The organism is Micromonospora sp. MA102 (genome assembly GCF_025460765.1).
Taxonomy (GTDB): domain Bacteria; phylum Actinomycetota; class Actinomycetes; order Mycobacteriales; family Micromonosporaceae; genus Micromonospora; species Micromonospora halotolerans.
Map to the genome: position 1 here is coordinate 569,449 of NZ_JAMWEG010000001.1, position 21,304 is coordinate 590,752.

24 protein-coding genes are annotated in these 21,304 nt (G+C 75.0%); 14 read left to right on the forward strand and 10 right to left on the reverse strand.

Features of this window, described 5'->3' with window-relative positions; genetic code table 11:
- Positions 1-24: 24 nt before the first annotated feature.
- From NFX44_RS02735 to NFX44_RS02770, 8 genes are all read left to right on the forward strand, one after another.
- Entirely contained in the window at positions 25-519 is a 495-nt protein-coding gene (locus NFX44_RS02735) for a DUF2231 domain-containing protein (protein ID WP_262281865.1), read from the forward strand.
- Positions 520-619: 100 nt separating this feature from the next.
- Positions 620-1,537 carry an NADP-dependent oxidoreductase gene (locus tag NFX44_RS02740; protein WP_262281866.1) on the forward strand — a complete coding sequence of 306 codons (918 nt, stop codon included), beginning with the start codon at positions 620-622 and terminating at the stop codon, positions 1,535-1,537.
- 38 nt (positions 1,538-1,575) lie between these two features.
- Positions 1,576-2,763 (forward strand): DNA polymerase IV, encoded by a 1,188-nt coding sequence (gene dinB / locus NFX44_RS02745; RefSeq protein WP_262281867.1) that lies wholly within the window; start codon positions 1,576-1,578, stop codon positions 2,761-2,763.
- A 21-nt stretch (positions 2,764-2,784) separates the two neighbouring features.
- Positions 2,785-3,180 (forward strand): VOC family protein, encoded by a 396-nt coding sequence (locus tag NFX44_RS02750; protein ID WP_262282000.1) that lies wholly within the window; start codon positions 2,785-2,787, stop codon positions 3,178-3,180.
- Positions 3,177-3,986, forward strand: coding sequence for a TIGR02452 family protein (locus NFX44_RS02755; RefSeq protein ID WP_262281868.1), 810 nt, complete (start codon positions 3,177-3,179; stop codon positions 3,984-3,986). Before NFX44_RS02750 ends, NFX44_RS02755 begins: the two co-directional genes overlap by 4 nt.
- Before the next feature lie 83 nt (positions 3,987-4,069).
- Positions 4,070-5,005, forward strand: a complete 936-nt coding sequence (locus NFX44_RS02760; RefSeq protein ID WP_262281869.1) for a hypothetical protein — start codon at positions 4,070-4,072, stop codon at positions 5,003-5,005.
- Between the two features lie 101 nt (positions 5,006-5,106).
- Positions 5,107-6,369: a sensor histidine kinase gene (locus NFX44_RS02765; protein ID WP_262281870.1), complete on the forward strand. Its 1,263-nt coding sequence runs from the start codon at positions 5,107-5,109 to the stop codon at positions 6,367-6,369.
- Positions 6,366-6,992 (forward strand): response regulator transcription factor, encoded by a 627-nt coding sequence (locus NFX44_RS02770; protein ID WP_262281871.1) that lies wholly within the window; start codon positions 6,366-6,368, stop codon positions 6,990-6,992. Before NFX44_RS02765 ends, NFX44_RS02770 begins: the two co-directional genes overlap by 4 nt.
- Positions 6,993-7,005: 13 nt before the next feature.
- On the opposite strand, the gene NFX44_RS02775 is transcribed toward NFX44_RS02770, so the two are convergent.
- The 4 genes from NFX44_RS02775 to NFX44_RS02790 form a co-directional block, all read right to left on the reverse strand.
- On the reverse strand, positions 7,006-7,719 hold the full coding sequence (locus tag NFX44_RS02775; protein WP_262281872.1) for an RraA family protein: 714 nt from the start codon (positions 7,717-7,719) through the stop codon (positions 7,006-7,008).
- 81 nt (positions 7,720-7,800) lie between these two features.
- Positions 7,801-9,120 carry an FUSC family protein gene (locus NFX44_RS02780; protein ID WP_262281873.1) on the reverse strand — a complete coding sequence of 440 codons (1,320 nt, stop codon included), beginning with the start codon at positions 9,118-9,120 and terminating at the stop codon, positions 7,801-7,803.
- A gap of 79 nt (positions 9,121-9,199) precedes the next feature.
- On the reverse strand, positions 9,200-9,835 hold the full coding sequence (locus NFX44_RS02785; protein WP_262281874.1) for a maleylpyruvate isomerase family mycothiol-dependent enzyme: 636 nt from the start codon (positions 9,833-9,835) through the stop codon (positions 9,200-9,202).
- A 49-nt stretch (positions 9,836-9,884) separates the two neighbouring features.
- Entirely contained in the window at positions 9,885-10,637 is a 753-nt protein-coding gene (locus NFX44_RS02790; RefSeq protein ID WP_262281875.1) for a dienelactone hydrolase family protein, read from the reverse strand.
- A gap of 128 nt (positions 10,638-10,765) precedes the next feature.
- Here NFX44_RS02790 and NFX44_RS02795 point away from each other — a divergent pair, with 128 nt between their 5' ends.
- The 4 genes from NFX44_RS02795 to NFX44_RS02810 all read left to right on the forward strand — a co-directional run bounded on the left by NFX44_RS02795 (position 10,766) and on the right by NFX44_RS02810 (position 12,716).
- Positions 10,766-11,098 carry a hypothetical protein gene (locus NFX44_RS02795; protein ID WP_262281876.1) on the forward strand — a complete coding sequence of 111 codons (333 nt, stop codon included), beginning with the start codon at positions 10,766-10,768 and terminating at the stop codon, positions 11,096-11,098.
- 82 nt (positions 11,099-11,180) lie between these two features.
- Positions 11,181-11,930, forward strand: a complete 750-nt coding sequence (locus tag NFX44_RS02800; RefSeq protein ID WP_262281877.1) for a L,D-transpeptidase family protein — start codon at positions 11,181-11,183, stop codon at positions 11,928-11,930.
- Between the two features lie 101 nt (positions 11,931-12,031).
- Entirely contained in the window at positions 12,032-12,430 is a 399-nt protein-coding gene (locus NFX44_RS02805) for a DUF2267 domain-containing protein (protein WP_262281878.1), read from the forward strand.
- A gap of 16 nt (positions 12,431-12,446) precedes the next feature.
- A complete protein-coding gene (locus tag NFX44_RS02810) occupies positions 12,447-12,716 on the forward strand; it encodes a hypothetical protein (protein ID WP_262281879.1) in 270 nt (89 codons plus the stop codon).
- A gap of 4 nt (positions 12,717-12,720) precedes the next feature.
- Here the strand turns inward: NFX44_RS02810 and NFX44_RS02815 are convergent, their stop codons facing one another.
- A complete protein-coding gene (locus NFX44_RS02815) occupies positions 12,721-13,650 on the reverse strand; it encodes a diacylglycerol kinase family protein (protein WP_262281880.1) in 930 nt (309 codons plus the stop codon).
- Positions 13,651-13,711: 61 nt separating this feature from the next.
- On the reverse strand, positions 13,712-14,935 hold the full coding sequence (locus NFX44_RS02820; RefSeq protein ID WP_262282001.1) for a multidrug effflux MFS transporter: 1,224 nt from the start codon (positions 14,933-14,935) through the stop codon (positions 13,712-13,714).
- A gap of 167 nt (positions 14,936-15,102) precedes the next feature.
- On the opposite strand from NFX44_RS02820, the gene NFX44_RS02825 reads away from it, so the two are divergent.
- Positions 15,103-15,867, forward strand: coding sequence for a DUF427 domain-containing protein (locus tag NFX44_RS02825; protein ID WP_262281881.1), 765 nt, complete (start codon positions 15,103-15,105; stop codon positions 15,865-15,867).
- Between the two features lie 185 nt (positions 15,868-16,052).
- Complete coding sequence (locus NFX44_RS02830) at positions 16,053-16,823, forward strand: alpha/beta fold hydrolase (protein ID WP_262282002.1); 771 nt, start codon at positions 16,053-16,055, stop codon at positions 16,821-16,823.
- 6 nt (positions 16,824-16,829) lie between these two features.
- Here the strand turns inward: NFX44_RS02830 and NFX44_RS02835 are convergent, their stop codons facing one another.
- The 4 genes from NFX44_RS02835 to NFX44_RS02850 all read right to left on the reverse strand — a co-directional run bounded on the left by NFX44_RS02835 (position 16,830) and on the right by NFX44_RS02850 (position 21,293).
- Positions 16,830-17,753: a carbohydrate ABC transporter permease gene (locus NFX44_RS02835; protein WP_262281882.1), complete on the reverse strand. Its 924-nt coding sequence runs from the start codon at positions 17,751-17,753 to the stop codon at positions 16,830-16,832.
- Positions 17,750-18,700, reverse strand: a complete 951-nt coding sequence (locus NFX44_RS02840) for a carbohydrate ABC transporter permease (protein ID WP_262281883.1) — start codon at positions 18,698-18,700, stop codon at positions 17,750-17,752. The genes NFX44_RS02835 and NFX44_RS02840 overlap by 4 nt, the downstream gene beginning before the upstream one ends.
- A gap of 8 nt (positions 18,701-18,708) precedes the next feature.
- Positions 18,709-20,061 (reverse strand): extracellular solute-binding protein, encoded by a 1,353-nt coding sequence (locus NFX44_RS02845; RefSeq protein WP_262281884.1) that lies wholly within the window; start codon positions 20,059-20,061, stop codon positions 18,709-18,711.
- Positions 20,062-20,129: 68 nt separating this feature from the next.
- Positions 20,130-21,293, reverse strand: a complete 1,164-nt coding sequence (locus tag NFX44_RS02850) for a low temperature requirement protein A (protein WP_262281885.1) — start codon at positions 21,291-21,293, stop codon at positions 20,130-20,132.
- Positions 21,294-21,304 lie beyond the last annotated feature (11 nt).

Genomic DNA, 21,304 nt, shown 5'->3' on the forward strand with positions numbered 1-21,304 from the left:
TGGGGCCGAGAAGGAAGGACCGGCATGGAGAGTCGCGCGAAGTCGTTGGGGCACGCAATCCACCCCACCCTGATCGTGTTCCCGCTCGGACTGTTCGCCACCTCGGTGATCTTCGACATCCTGTACCTGATCACCGACCGGACGGGCTTCCAGGTCTCCGCCGCGTACACCATCGCCGCCGGCGTGATCGGCGGCCTGGTCGCGGCGGTGTTCGGCCTGATCGACTGGCGGGCCATCCCGGCCGGCACCCGCGCCAAGCGGGTCGGCGCGACGCACGGCCTCGGCAACGTGGTCGTGGTGGTGCTGTTCGCGATCAGCTGGCTGCTGCGCCGGGGCGCGGAGAACTGGGAGCCGAACGCCGGCGCGCTGGTCTGCAGCTTCGCCGGCATCGTGCTGGCCGGGTTCACGGGTTGGCTCGGCGGCGAACTGGTCGAGCGGCTGGGGGTGAGCGTGAGCGACGACGCGGGCCTGAACGCGCCGAGTTCACTGTCCCACCGGTCGCGCGCCCGCGGCGCCTGACCCGTCGCGCGGGCCGGGTGTAGCCGCTCCCTCCCCGGGAAACCCGCCCCGGCTCGGCGACCGACCGGGCGCCGCCGGGCGCGGGAGAAGGGACGAGCGGATGCAGGCGATCACTCTCGACCGGGACGGGGCGGCGCCGACCGTCCGGGACGACCTCGCGCGCCCCAGCCCCGGCCCGGACGAGGTCCTGGTGCGGGTGCGGGCCTCCTCGGTCAACGGTTTCGACCGCAAGGCGGCGGACGGGGCGCTGCGCGGGGCCATGGACTACCGGTACCCGGTGGTGCTCGGCAAGGACTTCGCCGGCGAGGTCGAGGCGATCGGGGGTACCAGCGACTTTCGGGTCGGCGACCCGGTGTTCGGGGTGCTCATGCGCTCCTACCTGGGCGACGGCACCTGGGCCGAGTACGTGACGGCCGGCGGTGCGGACGGCATCGCCCGCGTCCCCGACGGTATCGAGCTCGCCACGGCGGGCGTGCTCGGCCTGGCCGGCGCCACCGCACTCGACACGCTCGACGCGCTGGCCGTCCGGCCCGGCGACACGGTGCTGGTGGCCGGGGCGACCGGGGGCGTCGGCGCGCTGGCCGTGCAGTACGCCCGGCTGGCCGGCGCCCGCGTCGTCGCCACGGCCCGCCCCGGGCCGGCCACCGACTTCGTCCGGGACCTGGGCGCCGACGAGGTGGTCGACTACACCGGCGACCTGGCCGGGCAGGTGCGCGCGCTCGCCCCGGACGGCGTCTCGGCGGTGGCGCACCTGGCCGGCGAGGGTGCGCCGCTGGCGGGGCTGCTCGCCACCGGCGGGCGGCTGGCGTCCACCATCGGCTTCGGCCCCGACCAGCACCCGGCAGCCGTCTCGATCTTCGGCAAGCCGGAGCGCGGGACGCTCGACCGGCTCGCCGACGACGTGCTGGCCGATCGGGTCCGGGTGCCGGTCGACCGCCGCTACGAGCTGGCCGAGGTGCCCCGGGCCCTGTCCGAGTTCAGCGGCGCCCTGGGCAAGCTGGCGATCAGCCTGCCCTGACCAGCCCGGCGTTCGAACATCTGTGCGAACATGTGCTGGTGTCGAGCGAGGCCACCATCCTGCACGCCGACCTGGACGCGTTCTACGCCTCCGTCGAGCAGCGTGACGACCCCCGGCTGCGGGGTCGGCCGGTGATCGTCGGCGGCGGCGTGGTCCTCGCTGCCAGCTACGAGGCAAAGGCGCGCGGGGTGCACAGCGCCATGGGGGGCCGGCAGGCCCGGCGGCTCTGCCCGGACGCCGTCGTGGTGCCGCCCCGGATGGCGGCCTACACGGCGGCCAGCCGGGCGGTGTTCGAGATCTTCCGGCGCACCACGCCGCTGGTCGAGGGGCTCAGCATCGACGAGGCGTTCCTCGACGTGGGCGGGCTGCGCCGGCTGGTCGGCCCGCCCGCCGGGATCGCGGCCGAGCTGCGCCGGGAGGTACGCCGGCAGGTGGGCCTGCCGATCACCGTCGGGGTGGCCCGGACCAAGTTCCTCGCGAAGGTGGCCAGCGGGGTGGCCAAGCCGGACGGGCTGCTGGTCGTCGCGCCCGACGGTGAGCTGGCCTTCCTGCACCCGCTGCCGGTGGAGCGGCTCTGGGGCGTCGGCCCGGTCACCGCCGCGAAGCTGCGCGAGCGGGGCCTGCGCACCGTCGGGCAGGTGGCCCGCCTCGACGAGCCGACCCTGGTGTCGCTGCTCGGCGCGGGGGCCGGCCGCCACCTGCACGCCCTGGCGCACAACCGCGACCCGCGCGCCGTGCAGGTCGGGCGGCGGCGCTCCTCGATGGGCGCGCAGCACGCCCTGGGCCGGGAGCCGCACTCCCCCGCCGAGCTGGACGCCGTGCTGGCCGGCCTGGTCGACCGGGTGACCGGGCGGCTGCGGGCGGCCCGGCGCACCGGCCGCACGGTGACCCTGCGGCTGCGGTTCGCCGACTACACCCGGGCCACCCGCGCGCGCACCCTGGACAAGCCGACCGCCCAGACGGGGCCGCTGCGGGCCACCGCCCGGTCGCTGCTGCGGGCCGCGCTTCCGGAGATCGAGACCCGGGGCGTCACCCTCATCGGGGTCGCCGTCGGCAACCTGGACGACGGGCACGTGCAGCTCACCCTGCCGTTCGCCCGCGACCCCGGGCCGGCGCTGGACGCCGCCGTGGACGCGGTGCGGGACCGGTTCGGGTCGCGGGCGCTGACCCGCGGGGTGCTGCTCGGCCGCGACCCCGGATTCGAGATGCCCATGCTGCCCGACTGACGGTACGGTCCACCGGTGTCCATGTTCCGCACCCCGCAGGTGATCCTGTTCAGCGAGGACGTGCCCCGGGCTGCCGCCTTCTACGCCGGGCTGGGCTTCACCGAGACCTTCCGGGTGCCCGCCGAGGGCACGCCGATCCACGTCGACCTGACACTGGACGGCTACCGGATCGGCATCGCCTCGGTGGCGTCCACCCGCGACGACCACGGGCTCGACCCGGTGCCGAGCGGGCAGCGCGCCGCCGTGATCCTCTGGACCGACGACACCGCGGCCGCGTACGCGACGCTGACCGCCGCGGGCGCGCCGGCGCTCGCCGCCCCGCACGTCTGGCTGGGCCGGCTGCTCATCGCCTGGACGGCCGACCCGGACGGCAACCCGGTCCAGCTCGTGCAGCACCTGCCCGCCGACCCCTCGTGAGCGCCCGGCTGCGGGCGCTCGCCGCGGACACGCTGGCCGTCCTCGACGCCGGCGGGTACGTCGACGGCCGGGGCCGGACCGTGCCGCTCGCCGAGCCGGTGCGGGCCGCCGTCGCCGGCACCCGGCTGCACCTGCCCGACGAGCCGCTGCCCGCCCCCGTGCCCCGCGCCGGCACCCCGACGGTCGAGGTGACCGGGGAGAGCACCCTCGCGGCCGCCCGCCGGCTGGCCGCCGACGGCGGGGTGGCGGCGCTGGTCTTCGCCTCCGCGAAGAACCCGGGCGGCGGCTTCCGCACCGGGGCGCAGGCCCAGGAGGAGAGCATCGCCCGCGCCTCGGCGCTGTACCCCTGCCTGACGGCCGTCCCCGAGTTCTACGCGTACCACCGGGAGCAGGGAGACCTGCTCTACAGCGACCGGGTGATCCATTCGCCCCGGGTGCCGGTGTTCCGCGACGACCGGGGGCGGCTGCTCGACGCCGTCCACGAGGTGTCGTTCCTGACCGCGGCCGCGCCCAACCGCGGTGCCCTGGTGCGCCAGCAGCCCGCCGACGCCGACCGGGTGGCGCCCGCGCTGCGTACCCGGGCACGGCGGGTGCTCGCCGTCGCGGCCGCGCACGGGCACCGGCGGCTCGTGCTCGGCGCCTGGGGCTGCGGGGTGTTCCGCAACGACCCCGGCACGGTGGCCGACGCGTTCGCGACCGCCCTGGCCGACGCGCCGGGTTGGTTCGACCAGGTCACCTTCGCCGTCCTCGACCGGGCCGACGGGCCCACGTACGCGGCGTTCGCGCGCCGCCTCCTCCCCGGGTAGGAGGCGGCGGCTCCGACCTGCGGCCGGCATCGGGGCCTCCGGTCGGGCGCGACCGGGCGGCCGGCCCACCAGCATCTACAGGCATGACTACCGTGTTGAACCGGGCGGCGCGCTGGCACCGCCCCCTCGTACTCTTCGTCGTGGCGATGGCGGCGCTCACCGTCGTCGCGGCGGTCGGCGTCGTGGCCGACCCGCGGGTGCTCACCGGCGCGCCGATCTGGCTCAAGCCGCTGAAGTTCGCCGTCTCGTTCGTGCTGTACGGCATCACCCTCGCCTGGATGCTCACCCTGCTGCCGCGCCGCAGCCGGGTCGCCGAGTGGGCGGCCACCCTGATCGTCGCGGTGGCCGTGGTGGAGATGGCGATCATCGTCGCGCAGGTGCTGCGCGGCACCACCAGCCACTTCAACGGCACCACCCCGCTGAACGCCGCCCTGTTCTCGGCCATGGGCGCGGCGATCATGGTGCTCTTCGTCGCCCAGCTGGTGATCGGGATCGTGGCGCTCATGGGACGCGCGGCGGACCGGGCCGCCGGGTACGCCGTCCGGCTGGGCCTCGGCCTGTCCCTGCTCGGCATGCTGGTCGCCGTCCCGATGGTGACCCGCACGCCCGAGTCGGCGGCCGAGGGGATCAGCGGGGCGCACAGCGTCGGCGTGGCGGACGGCGGGCCCGGGCTGCCGCTGGTCGGCTGGAGCACCACGGGCGGTGACCTGCGGATCGGGCACTTCGTCGGGCTGCACGCCCTCCAGGCGCTGCCGCTGCTGGCCATCCTGCTCGACCGCTTCCTCCGCACCCGGCTGGACGAGCGGGCCCGGGCCCGCCTGGTGCTCGTCGCCGGCGCGGCGTACGGCGGGGCCACGCTCCTGCTCACCTGGCAGGCGCTGCGCGGCCAGCCGCTGCTGCGTCCGGACGCGCTCACCCTGGCCGTCGCGGCGGCCCTGGTCGCGGCGACGGCGACCGCCACCGGTGCGGTCCTGGCCCGCGCGCAGCGCCGGCCGGAGCCGGTGGTGGTGGCCGCATGACCGGCACCGGCACCGGCCTGGCCGCCCACCTCGGACCGCGCGCCGCGTGGGGCCGGCCGGCGGTCCCCCCGGCCGCCGACCCCACCGCCTAGGCTGGCGTCGTGGGCTCGGTCAGTCGTCTGTTCGACACGCGGGACACGCTCGCGCGGATGCTGCTGCTGGACCTCAGCGGCCTGGGCTACCTGGTGTTCGGCGCCCAGGGCCATCAGGTGCCGACGGCCACGCAGTGGGCGCTGGCCCTGACCGCGTTCGCCGCCGCCCCGCTGTTCCACCGTCGGCCCCTGGTGAACCTGGTGGCGCAGGCCGCGCTGCTGGCGGTCGCCTTCACGCTGGTCGACGACACGACCATCAACCAGGTCGGTGCCAGCTGGGCTCTGCTGGAGCTGACCATGCGGGCCGAGCGGTCCCGCACCATCTGGCTGGCGGCCGGGCTGCTGGTCGTGGTCGACCTGACCGACTCGATCGGCGACCCGGTCCGGCGGATGCTGTCCGGGGTGTTCGGGCTGATCGTCGAGGTCGGCGTGCCGCTGCTGCTCGGCCTGCTCATCCGCACCAGCCGGGAGCTGGCCCGGCAGGCCGAGGAGCGGGCCGCCGCGGAGCAGCGCCGGCGGGAGTCGGAGAGCCGCGCCGCCAGGGCCGACGAGCGCAGCGCCATCGCCCGGGAGCTGCACGACGTGGTGGCGCACCACGTCGCGTCGATGGTGCTGCGGGTCGGTGTGGCCCGGCACGTGCTGCCGGAACTGGATCCGCGGGTGAGCGAGGTGTTCGACGACGTGCACGGCACCGGGGCGGCGGCGCTGGAGGACCTGCGCCGCCTGGTGGCGGTGCTGCGCGACCCCGCCGGGGTCCGCGACGCCGCGCTGACCGCGATCGAGCCGTCGGCGGTCCCCGCGGCGCTGGACGCGGCCGTGGACCGGGCCCGGCAGGCGGGCGTCACCGTGGAGGCCGACGTCGACCCGGCGGTCGGGGCGCTGGACGCGGTGCGCGGCCAGGCGGTCCTGCGCCTGACCCAGGAGGCGCTGACCAACGTGGCCAAGCACGCCGGCACCGCGGCGCGGGCCCGGCTGACCGTGGCGGTGGTCGACGGCGCCGTCCACTGGGAGGTGTCCGACGACGGGCGGGGGCCGACGCCCGCCGCGGTGCCGGCCGGCGGCGGCCACGGCCTCACCGGGATGCGGGAACGGGTCGAGGTGCTGGGCGGGCGGCTGGAGGCCGGTCCCAGCGGTGCCGGCTGGCGGGTTCGGACCGTCCTGCCGGCGGCGGCCACCGCACCGGACGGCCCGCCCGATCCGGCGGCCCGCCCGCCGGAGCCGGTGGCGCCCCGCCCGCGGCCCGCCGGCCCGCACGCGCCGGAGCCGGCGTGATCCGCGTCCTGCTGGTCGACGACCAGCACCTCATCCGCGCCGGCCTGCGCATGCTGTGCGACGCCCAGCCCGACCTGACGGTGGTCGGCGAGGCCGACAACGGCCGGGAGGCGGTCAACCTCGCCGCGCGGCTGCTGCCCGACGTGGTCGTGATGGACCTGCGGATGCCCGGCGTCGACGGCATCACGGCGACCAGCCGGATCCTCGCCGAGCGTCCCGCCACCCGGGTGCTGGTGCTCACCACGTTCGGCGACGACGACCACCTCTATCCCGCGCTGACCGCGGGCGCCTGCGGGTTCCTGCTCAAGGACGCACCGCCCGCCGACCTGCTCGACGGCATCCGCCGGGCGGCCGCCGGGGACAGCCCGTTCAGCCCGGAGGTGCTGCGGCGGCTGGTCCAGCGGGCGGTGCACGCGCGCGCCGACGCGCCGCGGCCGGCGCACGGCCTGACCACCCGCGAGCGGGACGTGCTGAACCTGGTGGCCGAGGGCCTGTCCAACACCGAGATCGCCGACCGGTTGCACATCGGCGTCACCACGGTCAAGACCCACATCACCAGCCTCATGACCAAGACGGACAGTCCCAACCGGGTGCGCCTGGCCCTGTGGGCCCGCGGCGCCTGAGCGCCGGCCGGCCTCACTCCTCGATGGCGCCGCCCACCGCGCGCAGGTGCTCCCGGAAGGTCAGCGCCGGGTCGTCGGCCCGGCCCGCCAGGTACGCCCCGAACCCGACCTGGGCCCGCAGCGGCTCGCCGGCCCGGATCCGGTCGGCCTGCCGCCGCTCGGTGTCCCGGATGGACTCGGCGAGGCCGAACAGCTCGCCGGCCCGGCCGGCCGGAACGAACAGCACCCCGTCCTCGTCGGCCAGGGCCACGTCGCCGGGGTCGACCGTCCACCGCCCGACCCGCGCCGAGGCCAGCGCCTCGACCGGCCGCGGGTCCAGCCGCTGCGGGCCGGTGGGGGTGGCGCCCAGGCTGAACACCGGCAGCCCGACCGCCCGGATGTCGGCGGTGTCCCGGTGCAGGCCCCAGACCACGAGGCCGGCCAGCCCGGCGGCCCGCGCCTCCAGCACCACGAGGTCGCCGACGCACGCCTCGTCGCAGCGCCCGTCGTTGTCCACCACCAGCACGTCGCCGGGGGCGGCCCGGTCGATCGCCTCGAGGAAGATGTCGACGCTGCCGACGTGCCGGGCCGGCAGCACCCGGCCGGCCAGCCGGCCGCCGGCCAGCACGGGACGGACGCCGGCCGGTGCGCAGCGCACCGGGACAGCCGCCCGCAGGCAGGCGTCGGCCACGTGGGCGGTGGTCAGCGCGGCGAAGCGCCGGGACAGCTCTGCGCGGTCGATGCTCATGGGCCGACGCTAGCCAGCGGGAGCGGTGCGTGGGAGCGGCCACTTCCCGGCCCGTGGCTCCGGTTCGCCGGCGCGTCGGGATCAGGTCGGGCGGGGTGTGCGCGTCGGCGGGCGGAACGCGTCGGGGCGGCCACGCCGGCGCCGGGCCACCCGGGTCAGCCGCCGGGCCCGCGGGTCGCGCGGAACCGCCCGGGCCAGGTGGGCCCGCAGCGGCGGGCGCAGTTCCGCCTCGCCCGCCCCGGCCGCCGTGCGCACGATCCGGTTGGCGTCGTCCGGGTCGCACCCGGTGGCCCGCAGCACCTCGCTGTCGGCCGTACGCAGGTCGGTGACGACACCGTCGCCGTAGGAGCGGACCCCCTGCGCCCAGGCCCGGCCGGCCAGCTCGGCGCTCTCCCGGACCAGCCGGCGGGTGTCGGTCAGGTCCTCGGCGCCCCGGCACTCGTGGCGCATCATGCGGACGGCCTCGCTCAGGCGGGTCACGGCCTCGGCCAGGGTCGGCGGGATCGGCTCGCCGTACTGCAGGGCGGTGGCGGAGCGGCGGGCCACCGAGCGGGCGTAGAGGATCACCCGCTCCAGGTGTTGCGCGGCTTCCGCGTACCGGTGGAACCGGGCGCGCCGGTGCCAGCGGACCGGCGCCAGGGTGACCACCTCCTCGGCCCCGCTGAGCGCGTCGTTGAGCCGCCCCACGTCGGCGTCGAGCGCCCGCATCCGCTCCAGGGAGCGGATGGCCGCGTCGGCGTCCCGGGTGGCCAGCGCCCGGGCGACGGCATCGAGTTCGGTGGTGAGCGTGGTGACGACCGGCTCGGTCGCCCGGTCCAGCACCCGCAGGGGGTTGACCGGCAGCAGCAGTGCCACCACGAGGAGGCCGACCATGCCGCCGACCAGCGCGTCGAAGATCCGGGGCAGCTCCAGACCGGGTTCGACCGGGGCGAGGGTGGCGATCAGCACGGCCGTACCGCCGGCCTGGCCGACCAGGGCGCCGCCGCGCCCGGCGACCAGCAGGGCGGTCGCGATGGCCAGGGTCACCACCAGGCCGGTCTGCCAGGACCCGGAGCCGAGCAGGTCGCGCAGCACGTCGCCGACCACGATGCCGAGCCCCACCCCGACCAGCAGTTCGAAGGTGCGCCGGGCCCGCTGGCCGATGGCGGTGGCGATGGTGCCGACCGCGGCGGCCGGTGCGAAGACGTGTGCGCCGGGACCGAGCAGGCGCTGGGCGAGCAGCGCGGCGAGCGCCGCGGCCAGCCCGGCCTGCACGGCGATCACGATGGTGACCTCCAGCTGCCGCAGCCGCAGCCGGCCCGCCGCGAAGCCCTCGGCGCGGACGTGGGCCAGCTCCCGCCCGGCCCGGTCGGCAGCCTGGTCGAGAGGCGAGCGGACGGTGTCGGGGCGCTCGTCGGCCATGGCGGCGGTTACCCGGCGCGGCGCGGGTGAATCGTCCGGGTTGCGGCGCGGCTGCTCCGCCGGCCGGCTCTGCGGGGCGTCAGCCGGGCCAGCGGCCGGCCAGCACCGCGACGCCGTCGCCGTCCAGTTCCGGCAGGACCACCCGGCGACCGGTCAGCGTCAGCAGCATCGCCTCGCCGGTGCCCCGCAGCACCGGCCCGGCCCCGGACGCCCAGCCCAGGTCGATGGCCTCGAACCGCAGCCCGGCCACCCGGCGCCGGTTCACGAAGCCGACCGCCCGGCCGCCGGTCAGGAAGTCCAGCGACGTGCGCACCCGGTCGGGGTCCAGGTCGGCGGGGAGGCCGAGCGGCCGGCGGATGTCGAGCCCGTGCACCTGCAGGTCGGTGAGTTGGCCGAAGTATCCGACCACGGGCGGCCGGAACCGGCGCTCCGCGTGCTCGCGCAGGGCGGCGGCCAGCTCGGCGGCGGGTCTCCGGGCCACCTGCTGGGCCAGCAGGGCGTTGGCCACATGCGGCCGGAAACCAGCGCGCAGCACCAGCGGCAGCAGCGTCCACGGTGATCCGACAAGCGGCGACACCAGGTGCCCGGCGACCTCCCGAACCGTCCACGAGCCGCAGAGGCTCGGGGTGTCCAGCTGCGCCGGAGTGAGCGAGTCGATCAGGTCGGCCGTCCGGCGCCGCTCGGCGGCGATCATCGGCAGCAGGTCGGTTTCCACCGCCCCATTCTGACCGGCGGCCGCCACCCCGCCGGCGCCCCGGGCGGGGTCAGCGGCGGAAGGTGCGGCCGAGCAGGTCGAACAGGGCGGCCCAGTGCCGCTCGGTGGCCGCCTCGTCGTACATCGGCGTGTCGGCCTGGGTGTAGCCGTGGCGGGCCCCGGCGTAGACCTCCGAGCGGTAGGTGACGCCGGCCGCGTCCAGGGCCTTCTCCAGGGTGGCGATCTGCTCGGCGGTCATCGACGGGTCCTGGTCGGCGTGGCCGAAGTACAGCTCGCCGGTGACCGCGCCGACACCCAGGTGCGGGCTGTCCGGTGCGTCGGTCACCACGCGTCCGGCGTGGAAGGCGGCCACCGCGGCGATCCGGTCCGGGTGCGCCTCGGCGGCCCGCAGGGCGTTGGTGCCGCCCATGCAGTAGCCGGTGAGGGCCGCGGGGCCGGGCGCCACGCCGGGCTGCCCGGCGAGGAAGTCCAGGTAGGCGGTGGTGTCCCGGGCGATGACGTCCGGGGTCAGCGCGCCGATCATCGGGGAGATCTTCTCGAACAGCTCGCCGCGCCGGTTCTCGTCGTGCAGGCCGGACAGGTCGACCAGCGGGGCGCGGCCGAAGCGGTGGAACAGGTTCGGCACCAGCACCACGTAGCCGCGGGCGGCGATCGTCTCGGCCATCTCGGCCATCCTGGGCCGGAGCCCGAACGCGTCCATGAAGACCAGGACCGCCGGGAAGGGCCCGTCCCCGTCGGGCCGGGCGAGGAGGGCGTCCGCCACCCCGTCGCCGGTCGGCACGTCCACGGTTGTCGTCTGCACTGTCCGGACCTCCCTGCGCTGCGCGTTTCCGCGGTGCACGCTACCCCCGCCCGCGGCGGCCGGCGCGGCGAGCCCTTCCACCGGGCGCCGCGACCGGGCATCCTGGGTGGATGGGAGAGGTGCGACCGATGCCCAGCTTCGGGGACCTGTTCACCGACCTGCGCGGCGAGGACCGGACGCTGCGGGTCAGCTACCACCCCGACCGTGGCGCCGTGGTGCTGTCGCTGTGGAGCGGCACGACGTGCCGCGGCTCGTTCCGGATGCCCGCCGACGACGTGGGCCGGCTGGTCGCGCTGCTCACCGCCGTCCGCGCCGCCGGCGACGGGAGCGACCCGGCCGGGCCGGGGACCCTCGCCGTCGAGGGCGCGGCCCCGGAGCCGTCCGTCGAACGCACGGGCGACGTCTCGGGTACGACCCGGCGCGTGGCCCTGCCGCCTCTACCGGCGCCCCGGGTCGCCTGATCGGGGCAGGAACCGGACGAACGCGCAGACTTTTCCTCTTCCGCGAACTACCTTCCGGGTAGGAGTTCGGAAGGGAGGGACGATGATTCCCGTCTCGTCACACACCAGGCGCCACCGCCATCCCGCCGCGTTCGGGACGGCCCTCCTGGTCGCCGCCGGCCTGGCCGGCGTGGCCGGCCCGGCCGCCGCCGCCCCGGCGTCGGCCGCCCCGGCCGCGTCGGTCGCCCCGGCCACCGCCACGGCCGTCACGCTCGCCGTCACCAGCAGGCCGACCCTGCGGCAGGGGTCCCGGGGCGCCGCGGTCACCACACTGCAGACGCGGCTCACCGCCCTGCGCTACGACGTGGGCGGGGTGGACGGCATCTTCGGGCCGTCCACGCACCACGCGGTCGTCGCCTTCCAGAAGGTCAACGGCCTGGCCCGCGACGGCATCGTGGGGCCGCGCACCTGGGCGGCGCTCGACCGTCCGGTCGTGCCGAAGCCGAAGTACACCCACCCCGGCTACTCGGTGGAGGCCAACCTCGCGCGGCAGGTGGTCTACCTGGCCAAGAACGGGGTGGTGGTCCGCATCCTGGACGCCTCCAGCGGCAAGGCCAGCACCCCCACGCCGACCGGCAACTGGACGGTGCAGCGGCGCATCGACGGCTGGCGGCAGAGCGACCTCGGCCTGCTGTGGCGGCCGAACTACTTCTACCGGGGCTACGCGGTGCACGGCGCCACCTCCGTGCCCACCTACCCGGCCAGCCACGGGTGCGTCCGGGTGCCCGTCCCCGCGATGGACCGGCTCTGGGCCACCATCCGCATCGGCACGCCCGTGCACGTCTACCGCTGACGGTCCGTCGACGGCGGCCCCGGTGCGCCGGGGCCGCCGTTCCGTTTGCGGCGGCGGAGCGCGGGAAGACGGCTTCTTCCAGCCGAGAGGGAGGCGTCGAGGTGAACCAGGACGAGTTCATCGGCGCGGTGGCGAAGCGCTGCGGCATGTCGTCGGAGCAGGCCACGGCCGTCACGAGGGCCACGTTGACCACACTCGCGGAACGGATCGACGGCGGAGAGGCCCGGGACCTGGCCGACCGGCTTCCCGAGGCGCTGCGGGCGTACGCGTTCGGCGGCAGCGAGACCGGTGAGCGGTTCGGGCTCGACGCGTTCGTGGAGCGGGTCAGCGAGCGCGCCGACATCGACGTGGACCGGGCCAAGGACGGGGTGACCGCCGTGTTCGACGTGCTCCGCGACGCCGTCGACCCCGCCGGCTACGAGGACGTGGTCGCCCAGCTTCCCACCGAGTACGGCGAGGTGGCCGACCAGACCGCGCCGTACGTCCAGCGTGGCCGGTGACGGGCCGGGGACCGCGATGAGCATCGGCGACGAGGATCCGCTGCGCCGGCCCCCGGAGGCCGACGCGCAGGAGCAGCGGCAGGACGAGACGGTGGTCGGCCCGCCGGACACGGTCACGGACGCGGTGCCCGAGGCGACCGAGGCGGACCTGGCCGAGCAGGGCGTGCTGGTCCCGCCCAGCGACGCCACCGGCCTGCCCGACGCGGTGCGCGGCGACGTCACGCCGGCCGACGCGGTGGAGCAGAACCAGGAGATCCCGACCCCCGACGAGGACCGCCGGGACTGATCGTTCAGCGGTCCGGGCTGTCCGCCGCGGCCATGAGGCGCAGTGCGTTCGGGTCGAGCCCGATGCGCACCGGCGTCTGGCCGTAGGGCTCGCCGTCGACCTCGATCCGCGCGGGCCGGTCCGTCTCCAGCCAGAGCTGGCGGACGGCCAGGAACGGCTCGTCGCCGAGGGTGCGGCGGTGCCCGGCCGCCGCGTTGCGCGCCGTCTCGCGCAGCAGGCCACGCCGGGTGGGCCCGCCCACCGGGTACGCGACCAGCAGCCGGTCGTCGGCGTTGGCGTCCGCGGTGATCGGCCGGCCGGCGTGGAAGCCGCCGTTGGCCACGTACACCTGGTGGGTGTCGAAGCCGTGCTCCCGCCCCTCGGCGCGCACGGTGACCCGCAGCGGCCGGTGCCGGGCCAGCAACCCCAGCGCGGTCAGCGGGTACGCGAGCCGCCCGACCACCCGCTTCAGCCGGGGCGGCGCGGTCAGCATGATGTCGGCCGACAGCCCGATCCCGACGTGGTTGGTGAACCGGGTGTCGCCGATGAGCCCCAGGTCGACGTCGATCACCTTGCCGCCCGTGAACAGCCCGACGGCGGCGTCGAGGTCGAGCGGGACGCCGACGGTGCGGGCGAAGTTGTTGGTGGTGCCCAGCGGCAGGAGGCCCAGCGCCATGTCCCGGTGGGCGAGCAGCCGGGCGGCCGCGCCGATGGTGCCGTCGCCGCCACCGGCGACCAACAGGTCCGGCCCGAGGTCGGCGGCCTCGGCGAGCACCCGGTCCAGTTCGCCGGGCCGGTGCACCGGGTAGGCGCCGAGCAGCGTGAAGCCCGCCGCCCGCAGTCGGGAGTGGACGGCGTCGTAGAGCCGGCGGCCCCGGCGGGAGTGCGCGTTGACGACCAGCGCCGCCCGCCGCCGCTCCCGGATCGCCGCCCCCAGCTCCTGCTTGGTCCGCACGGTTCCCGACCCTATCGGCCGGCCCGCCGCCGCGGTGGCAACGGCGGGCCACCGTCCGCGATCAGTGCACGGCCACGGCGACCGCGGCCGGCTCGACCGGGGCCAGGCGCGCCGGTCGGACCACGGTGAGCAGCACGATCAGGGCCACCGCCATGCCACCGGCGACCACCGCGGCCATCGCCACGCTGCCGGTGCCGAGCACCCCCACCAGTGGAGCGGCGAGCGCGCCGACGCCGAACTGGACGGCGCCCAGCAACGCGGCGGCGGTGCCGGCCGCCTCCCCGTGCCGGGACAGCGCCAGGGCCGGCGCGTTCGGCATGGCGAGTCCGGCCGCGGCGAGCACCACCCAGAGGGACGCCAGCACGGCCGGGAGGCCGCCGACGCCGGTGGCGGCGAAGCTCACCAGGACCAGCCCGGCCCCGGTGCCGACGGTGAGCGCGGCGACCAGGATCCGCTGCGGGGTGTACCGGCGCAGCAGCCGCACGTTGAGCTGGGTGGCGGTGATGAGCCCGACCGCGCCGGCGCCGAACGCCAGCCCGAACTGCTGCTCGTCCAGCCCGTACCGCTGCTGGAAGACGAACGACGATCCGGCCACGTACGCGAAGAGCGCCGCCATGGCGAGCCCGGCGACCAGCACGAGCCCGACGAACGTCCGGTCCCGCAGCAGCGCGCGGTAGTCCCGGCCGACGGCGGCCACGCCTCCGTGCCGGCGGCGCTCCGGCGGCAGGGTCTCCCGGAGGCCGACCGCCGCGACCAGGACCAGCAGGAGGCCGAAGACGGCGAGGGCCACGAACACGCCCCGCCAGTCCGACCAGCGGAGCAGCGCGGAGCCGAGGGTGGGTGCGAGGATCGGCGCCGCGCCCATCACCAGCATGAGCCGGGAGAAGAGCCGGGCGAAGGCGGAGCCGCTGAACAGGTCGCGGACCACGGCCGTCGCGACCACGGTGGTCGCGGCCACGCCCAGCCCCTGGAGCACCCGGAGCACGCCCACCACCTGGACGGTCGGCGCGACCACGCAGAGCAGCGAGGCCAGGATGTGCAGCGCGAGCCCGGCGAGCAGCGGCAGGCGCCGGCCGACCGCGTCCGAGAGCGGGCCGATCAGCAGCTGGCCGAGGGCCAGGCCGGCGAGGGTGCCGGTGAGGGTGAGCTGCACGGCGGCCGAGGTGGTCGCCAGGTCGGCGGTGATGGCCGGCAGCGCGGGCAGATACATGTCGATGGTCAGCGGCCCGATCGCGATGAGTGAGCCGAGCACCAGCACGAGGCGCAGCTGCTGCCCGCGGCTCATCAGGTCACCGGGTGTCTCGACGGTCGGGGCGGGTGTGGACTGCGCAGTTGTCACACCTGGCAGCAAATCCCCGGCGGCCGATCTCATTCCCGCCTCCACCGAAGGTGCCCCAGCTCACATCGGCTCGTTGAACCGTCCGCCGCACATTCCCACCGGGAGGAGACACCGTGTCCGACTACCCGCGTCCGGCCGCCGAGGTCGGCCGGATCGAGCCGGCGCCCCGCCGGGTCCGCGCCTTCCTGGCCGGCGAGCTGGTGCTGGACACCACCCGCGCCCGGTACGTCTGGGAGTGGCCGCCCTACCCGCAGTACTACGTGCCGGCGGCCGACGTGCGCCCGGGCCTGCTGGTCGACGAGGGACGCACCGAGGAGACCCGGCGTGGCGCCGCGCGGCTGCACGGGCTGCGGGTCGGCGAGTTCGTCCGGGCCTCCTGCGCCCGCTGGTACGGCGCCGACGCGCCGCCCGGCCTGGCGGACACGATCCGCTTCGACTGGTCGGCGCTGGACGCCTGGTTCGAGGAGGACGAGGAGGTCTTCGTGCACCCGCGCAGCCCGTACTCCCGGGTGGACGCGCTGCGCTCCACCCGGCACGTCCGGGTGGAGCTGGACGGGACGGTCCTGGCCGAGTCGACCTCGCCGGTGCTGGTCTTCGAGACCGGCCTGCCGACCCGCTACTACCTGAGCCGCACGGACGTGCGCTTCCGGCACCTGGTGCCGTCGCAGACCCGGACCGCCTGCCCGTACAAGGGCCGCACCAGCGACTACTGGTCGGTGCACGTCGGCGACCGGGTCCACCCGGACCTGGCCTGGTCGTACGACTTCCCCACCGCGGCGCTGCTGCCGATCGCCGGGCTGGTGGCCTTCTACAACGAGAAGGTCGACCTGGTCGTGGACGGGGAACGCCTCGCCCGGCCGCGGACGCACTTCTCCTGAGCCGGCGCGGCGGGGCAGCGAGGGGCCGCGCCGGCTGCATAGGGTGAGGCCGCAGTCGTGACCTCGCGGCCGGTGCCGCCGGGGTCCAGCCGCCACCATCCCCGGACGGGAGGAGCGTCACCGTGACCGCCACCGACTGGACCACCGACGCCGCGGGCGTCGGCCAATACGCCGAGGTCAACGGCATCAACCTCTACTACGAGACGCACGGCACCGGGCACCCGCTGATCCTGCTGCACGGCGGGCTCGGGTCGGGCGAGATGTTCGGGCCGGTGCTGCCCGCGCTGGCCGCCCGGCACCAGGTCATCGCCGTCGACCTGCAGGGTCACGGCCGCACCGCCGACGTCGACCGCCCGCTCGACCTGGGGACGATGGGCGACGACATCGCCGCGCTCATCGACCACCTCGGGCTGGACCGGCCCGACCTGGTGGGCTACTCGCTCGGCGGCGGGGTGGCGCTGCGCGCCGCCGTGGCCCACCCGGAGAAGCTCGGCCGGCTCGTCGCGGCGTCCGCGCACGTCCGGTCGGACGCGATCTACGCCGAGATGCGCGCGCAGCAGGGCCAGGTGACCGGCGCCGCCGCGGAGTTCATGAAGGACACCCCGATGTACCAGCTCTACCAGCGGGTGGCGCCGCGCCCGGAGGACTTCCCCCGGCTGCTCGACAAGATCGGCGCGCTGATGGCGGAGGACTTCGACCTCACCGAGGAGGTCCGCAACCTGCGGGTGCCGACGCTGATCGTCGCCGCTGACGCCGACATGGCGCCGCCGAGCCACTACGTGGAGGTCTTCAAGCTGCTCGACGGCGGCCTGCGCGACGGCGGCTGGGCGAACGAGGGCCGGCCCAAGGGTGGGCACGCGCTGGCCATCCTGCCCGGGCTGACCCACTACAGCATCTTCAGCTCGCCGCTGTTCGCCGCGGTCACCCTCGCGTTCCTCGACGAGCCGGCGGGCTGAGGGCGGTCATCCCTTGCGGCCGGTGGTGGCGATGCCCTCCACGAAGTGCCGCTGGGCCAGGAAGAACAGAATGATCATGGGTACGGTGGCGATCACGCTGCCGGCGAGGACGATCTCCCACTGCTGCTCGCCGCCGTACCCGAACCGGTCGAGGATCACCTTGAGCCCGCGGGGCAGGGTGTAGAGCTGCTCGTTGCGCAGGTAGATGAGCGGCTTGACGAGGTCGGTCCAGCTCGCCTTGAACTCGAAGACGAACGCCACCAGCAGGGCCGGGCGGATCAGCGGGAACGCCATCTTCCAGAACAGCTGCGGATAGCTCGCCCCGTCGACGCGGGCCGCCTCGAAATACTCCCGGGGCAGCGAGAGGAAGAACTGCCGCAGCAGGAAGATGTAGAACGCCGACCCGAAGAGGTTGCCGGCCCAGAGCGGCACCTGGGTGTCGATGAGGCCGAGCCGGTTCCAGATCAGGTAGGTCGGGATCATGGTGACCGCGAACGGCAGCATCATGGTGGCGAGCACCAGGCCGAAGAGCAGGTTCCGGCCGGGGAAGCGGAAGTACGCGAACCCGAACGCCACCCAGGCGCTGGACAGGGTCGCCGCGGCGGCCGCCGCCACACCGACCACCACGCTGTTGAACAGCCAGGTGAGCAGCGGCATGGCCTGCCAGGCCTCGGCGTAGTTGTCCGGCGCGAACGGCGTGGGCAGGAAGCCGGGGGCGAAGACGTACTCCCGGGGGCGCAGCGAGGCGCTGATCAGCCAGACGAACGGCAGCAGGAAGAGCACCGCCGCGCCCACCAGGGCGAGCACGAACAGGATCCGCTGCCAGCGCGGTCGCCGGCCCTCCTCCCGGGCGTCGGGCCGGGGCGCCGCCGCCGGCGCCACCACGGTGCTCGCGACGCCGGTGCCGACCGGCTGACTCGTCGTCGTCACCCGTCCTCCCCCTCGTAGTAGACGAACCGGTTGCTCAGCTTCACCTGTACCGCCGTGATGATCAGGATGATCAGGAAGAGCAGCCAGGCCATCGCCGAGGCGAAGCCCATGTGCAGGAACTGGAACGCCTCCTGGAACAGGTGGATCACGTAGAACGACGCCGCGTCGCTGTTGAAGGAGTTCTGGGTCTGCCGGTTGCCGAAGTACATGGTGTAGACCTCGGTGAACATCTGCAGCGACGCGATGGTGTTGACGATCAACGTGAAGAAGAGCGAGCCCGAGATCATGGGCAGGGTCACGTGGCGGAACCGGGCCCAGGCGCCCGCCCCGTCGAGGTCGGCGGCCTCGTACAGGTCGCGGGGCACGTTCTGCAACGCGGCCAGGTAGATGATCACCGTGGAGCCGAGGCTCCACAGGCTCATGAGCACGATCCCGGGCATCACCCAGCCCGGGTCGGTGGTCCAGCTCGGACCGTCGATCCCGATCAGCGCGAGGCCGCGGTTGATGAGCCCGTCCTGGGTGTTGAGCAGCAGCAGGAAGAGGATGCCGACGGCCACCGCCGGGGTCATCACCGGCAGGTAGAACACGGTGCGGAAGAAGCCCTGCCAGCGGCCGACCCGCTTGAGCAGCAGCGCCAGCCCCAACGAGATCAGCATCACCAGCGGCACGTGCAGCGCTGTGTAGTAGACGGTGTTGCCGAGACTGCGCGCCACCTGCGGGTCCGACATGAGCTGCCGGTAGTTGTCCAGCCCGCTCCAGCGCGGCGCGTTGATGACGTCGTACTCGGTGAAGCTCAGCCAGAGGCTCGCGACCATCGGGCCGGCGGTGAACACGAGGAACCCGACGATCCAGGGCGCCAGGAAGACGTACGCCCAGCGGGCCTCCCGCCGGGCCAGCGGCGTGCGGCGCCGCCGGCCCGCGACGGAAGGGGTGGCGGTGGTGGCCATGGCCGGGCTCAGCCCGCGGCCTTGTCCAGCGCGGCGGTCGCCTCCTGCTGGGCCCGGGCCAGCGCCTGGGCCGGCTGCGCCTGGCCGGAGAGCACCCGGTTCACCGCGTCGGTCCAGGCCTTGTCGAACTCGGCGCCGGCCGGCGAGGCCGGCATGGCGAACGCGGAGTCCTGGGCGGCACGAATGGTGGCGACCGCGTCGTCGAAGCGCTTGTTGCCGGTCGGCTGGTACAGCTCGTCGAAGATCTTCTTGTCGGCGGCGGTGTTTCCGGTCCAGACGCCGGTGAACGGCAGGTTGGCGGCCTTGCGGGCCTCGGCCCGCGCCTTCGCGGCGGCGAACCAGGTGTCGGTGGCGGTCATCTGCTTGACGAACGCGCAGGCCGCCTCCGGGTTCTTGGCGCCCTTGGTGACCACCCACGCCTGGCCGGAGGACATGGTCAGCGGCTTGCCCTGCCGGTCCACGAAGGGCTTCACGACCAACTCCGCCTTGGGGCTGTTCTTGGCGGCCTGGTTGAGGAACCAGTCCTCCATGGGCCACGCGGCGATCTGGTTCTTGGCCAGGGGGTTCTCGGCGCCGAAGAAGTCGAAGGTGTCCCGGAAGGACTTGAACCTGCCCCAGCCGCCCTGGTCCTGGATGAGCTTCAGGCCGGTGGTCAGCGCCTCGACCACCTTCGGGTCGGTCAGGTTGGCCTTGGCGCCGTCCGCCGAGATCATCTCGGCGCCGTTGGCCTTCGCCCACATCGGCAGGAACTCGGGGATCTTCGGGTCGATGCCGATCCGGCTGAGCCGGCCGCCGGAGACCTTCGCCAGCTTCGTGTTGGCCGCCGGCAGGCTCGCCCAGTCGGCGAGGTTCACGCCGTCGGCGGTGAGGCCGGCCTCCTTCAGCACCGTCTCGTTGAGGTAGAGCACGCGCACCTGGGAGAACTCGGGGATGCCGTAGACCGTGCCGTCGAGGGTGACCTGGTCCTTGGCGGCCTGCCGGTACTGCCCCAGGTCGATCTGCTGCTTCTCGACGCAGTCGGTGAGCGGCTGGATCGAACCGCGCTTGGCGTACGTGCCGATCAGCTTGCGGTCCATGTACACCAGGTCCGGCGGGTTGCCGGAGGCCACCGCGGAGAGGAACTGCTGCTCGTCGAAGGCGCCCTCGGTGATCTTCAGTTGGACGTCCGGGTGGTCCTTCTTGAAGGCGTCCACCCGTGTCTTGGCGATCTCGTCCGAGAGACCGAAGCCCATGGTGCTCAGGGCACCGCTGCCCTTGGTGGCGCCGCCGCCGGAGTCACCCCCGCCGCCCACGCCGCCGCAGCCGCTGATCGCCAGGGTCAGCACCCCGGCCAACGCGGTCGCCCGCAGTCTCCGTGACATGGCCACCTCCCGTAGTCACACGGGCCACCCTGCCCGCGCGACCAGCACTTCTCCGGTTCCCGGGAATTTCAAACCCGGGGCGGAGAAGTCGTCCCGCGCCGCCCGGACAGCCGCTCCACGGCGACCGCGGTGAGCAGGAGCAGACCGAGCACGCCGAGAGCCGCGGCGGGCGGCAGCAGCACACCGAGCGGCAGCAGGAGCGCGACCACCACGACGACGGCCGGCTGCGCCGGCGGGACCGCCTGCCCGGTGAGCCGGAGGAACAGCAGCCGGCCGCCCAGGAAGAGCACGGCACCCCCGTGCAGCGCGACCGAGGCGGACCAGGTCAGCCTGGCGGCCCCACCGTGCTCGTCGCCGCCGTGCAGCCCGGCGACCAGCCCGAGCACCTGTTCGACGCCGAGGGCCAGGTAGATGACCCCGGTGATCAGCAGGAGGTGGGTCTGGCTGTAGGCGTCCGAGGCGAGCCGGTCCCGCCGGTCCCCCGTGGCCCCGGCGAGGACGCGGGCGGCGGCCGGCCCGGCCCGGTCGAAGTACAGCCACCACAGGCAGGCGGTGATCGCGAAGCCGACCAGCGCCACGCCGAGGACCGGCAGCGCGGTCACCGCCGACGCGGCGCCCACCCCGGCGGCGACCAGCGACTCACCGAGCGCGATGATCAGCACCAGCCCGTGCCGCTCGGTGAAGTGGCTGGCGCTGCGCAGCGGCCAGGTGCCGCGGCGCGCGTACGACAGGCGTTGCCCGCCGATCTCGATGACGAACGCGACCACCCACAGCACCGCGTGCGCCGTCCCGCTCAGCAGCGCGCCGAGCAGCAGCGGCACCCAACCGACGGCGCTGACCGCCGCGAAGAACCGGATCCGCGCCCGCAGCCCCGGCACACCGGCCGCCGCCCAGTGGTAGAGCCCCAGGTGGACGACGCGGAGCACCACGTAGGCGAGCGCGACGAGCAGCGGCCCGTCCAGGCCCGGGCCCGGTGTCCAGGCCTCCGGCATGGCCAGCGCCGCCACGAACAGCGCCGCCATCGCAACCAGGAACCCGGCGCGGACCACCCCGACCTCGGCCCGCGTGTGGTTACCCAACCAGGTGTACGAGGACCAGGCGATCCAGAGCAGCACGAGCAGGATCAGCCCCTGCACCATGGTGGTCGGGGTGGGTCGCTGCCCGATCAGCCCCATGATGCGGGTGAGGGCGAAGACGAAGACGAGGTCGAAGAAGATCTCGAACGGCGTCACCCGGCGTCCGG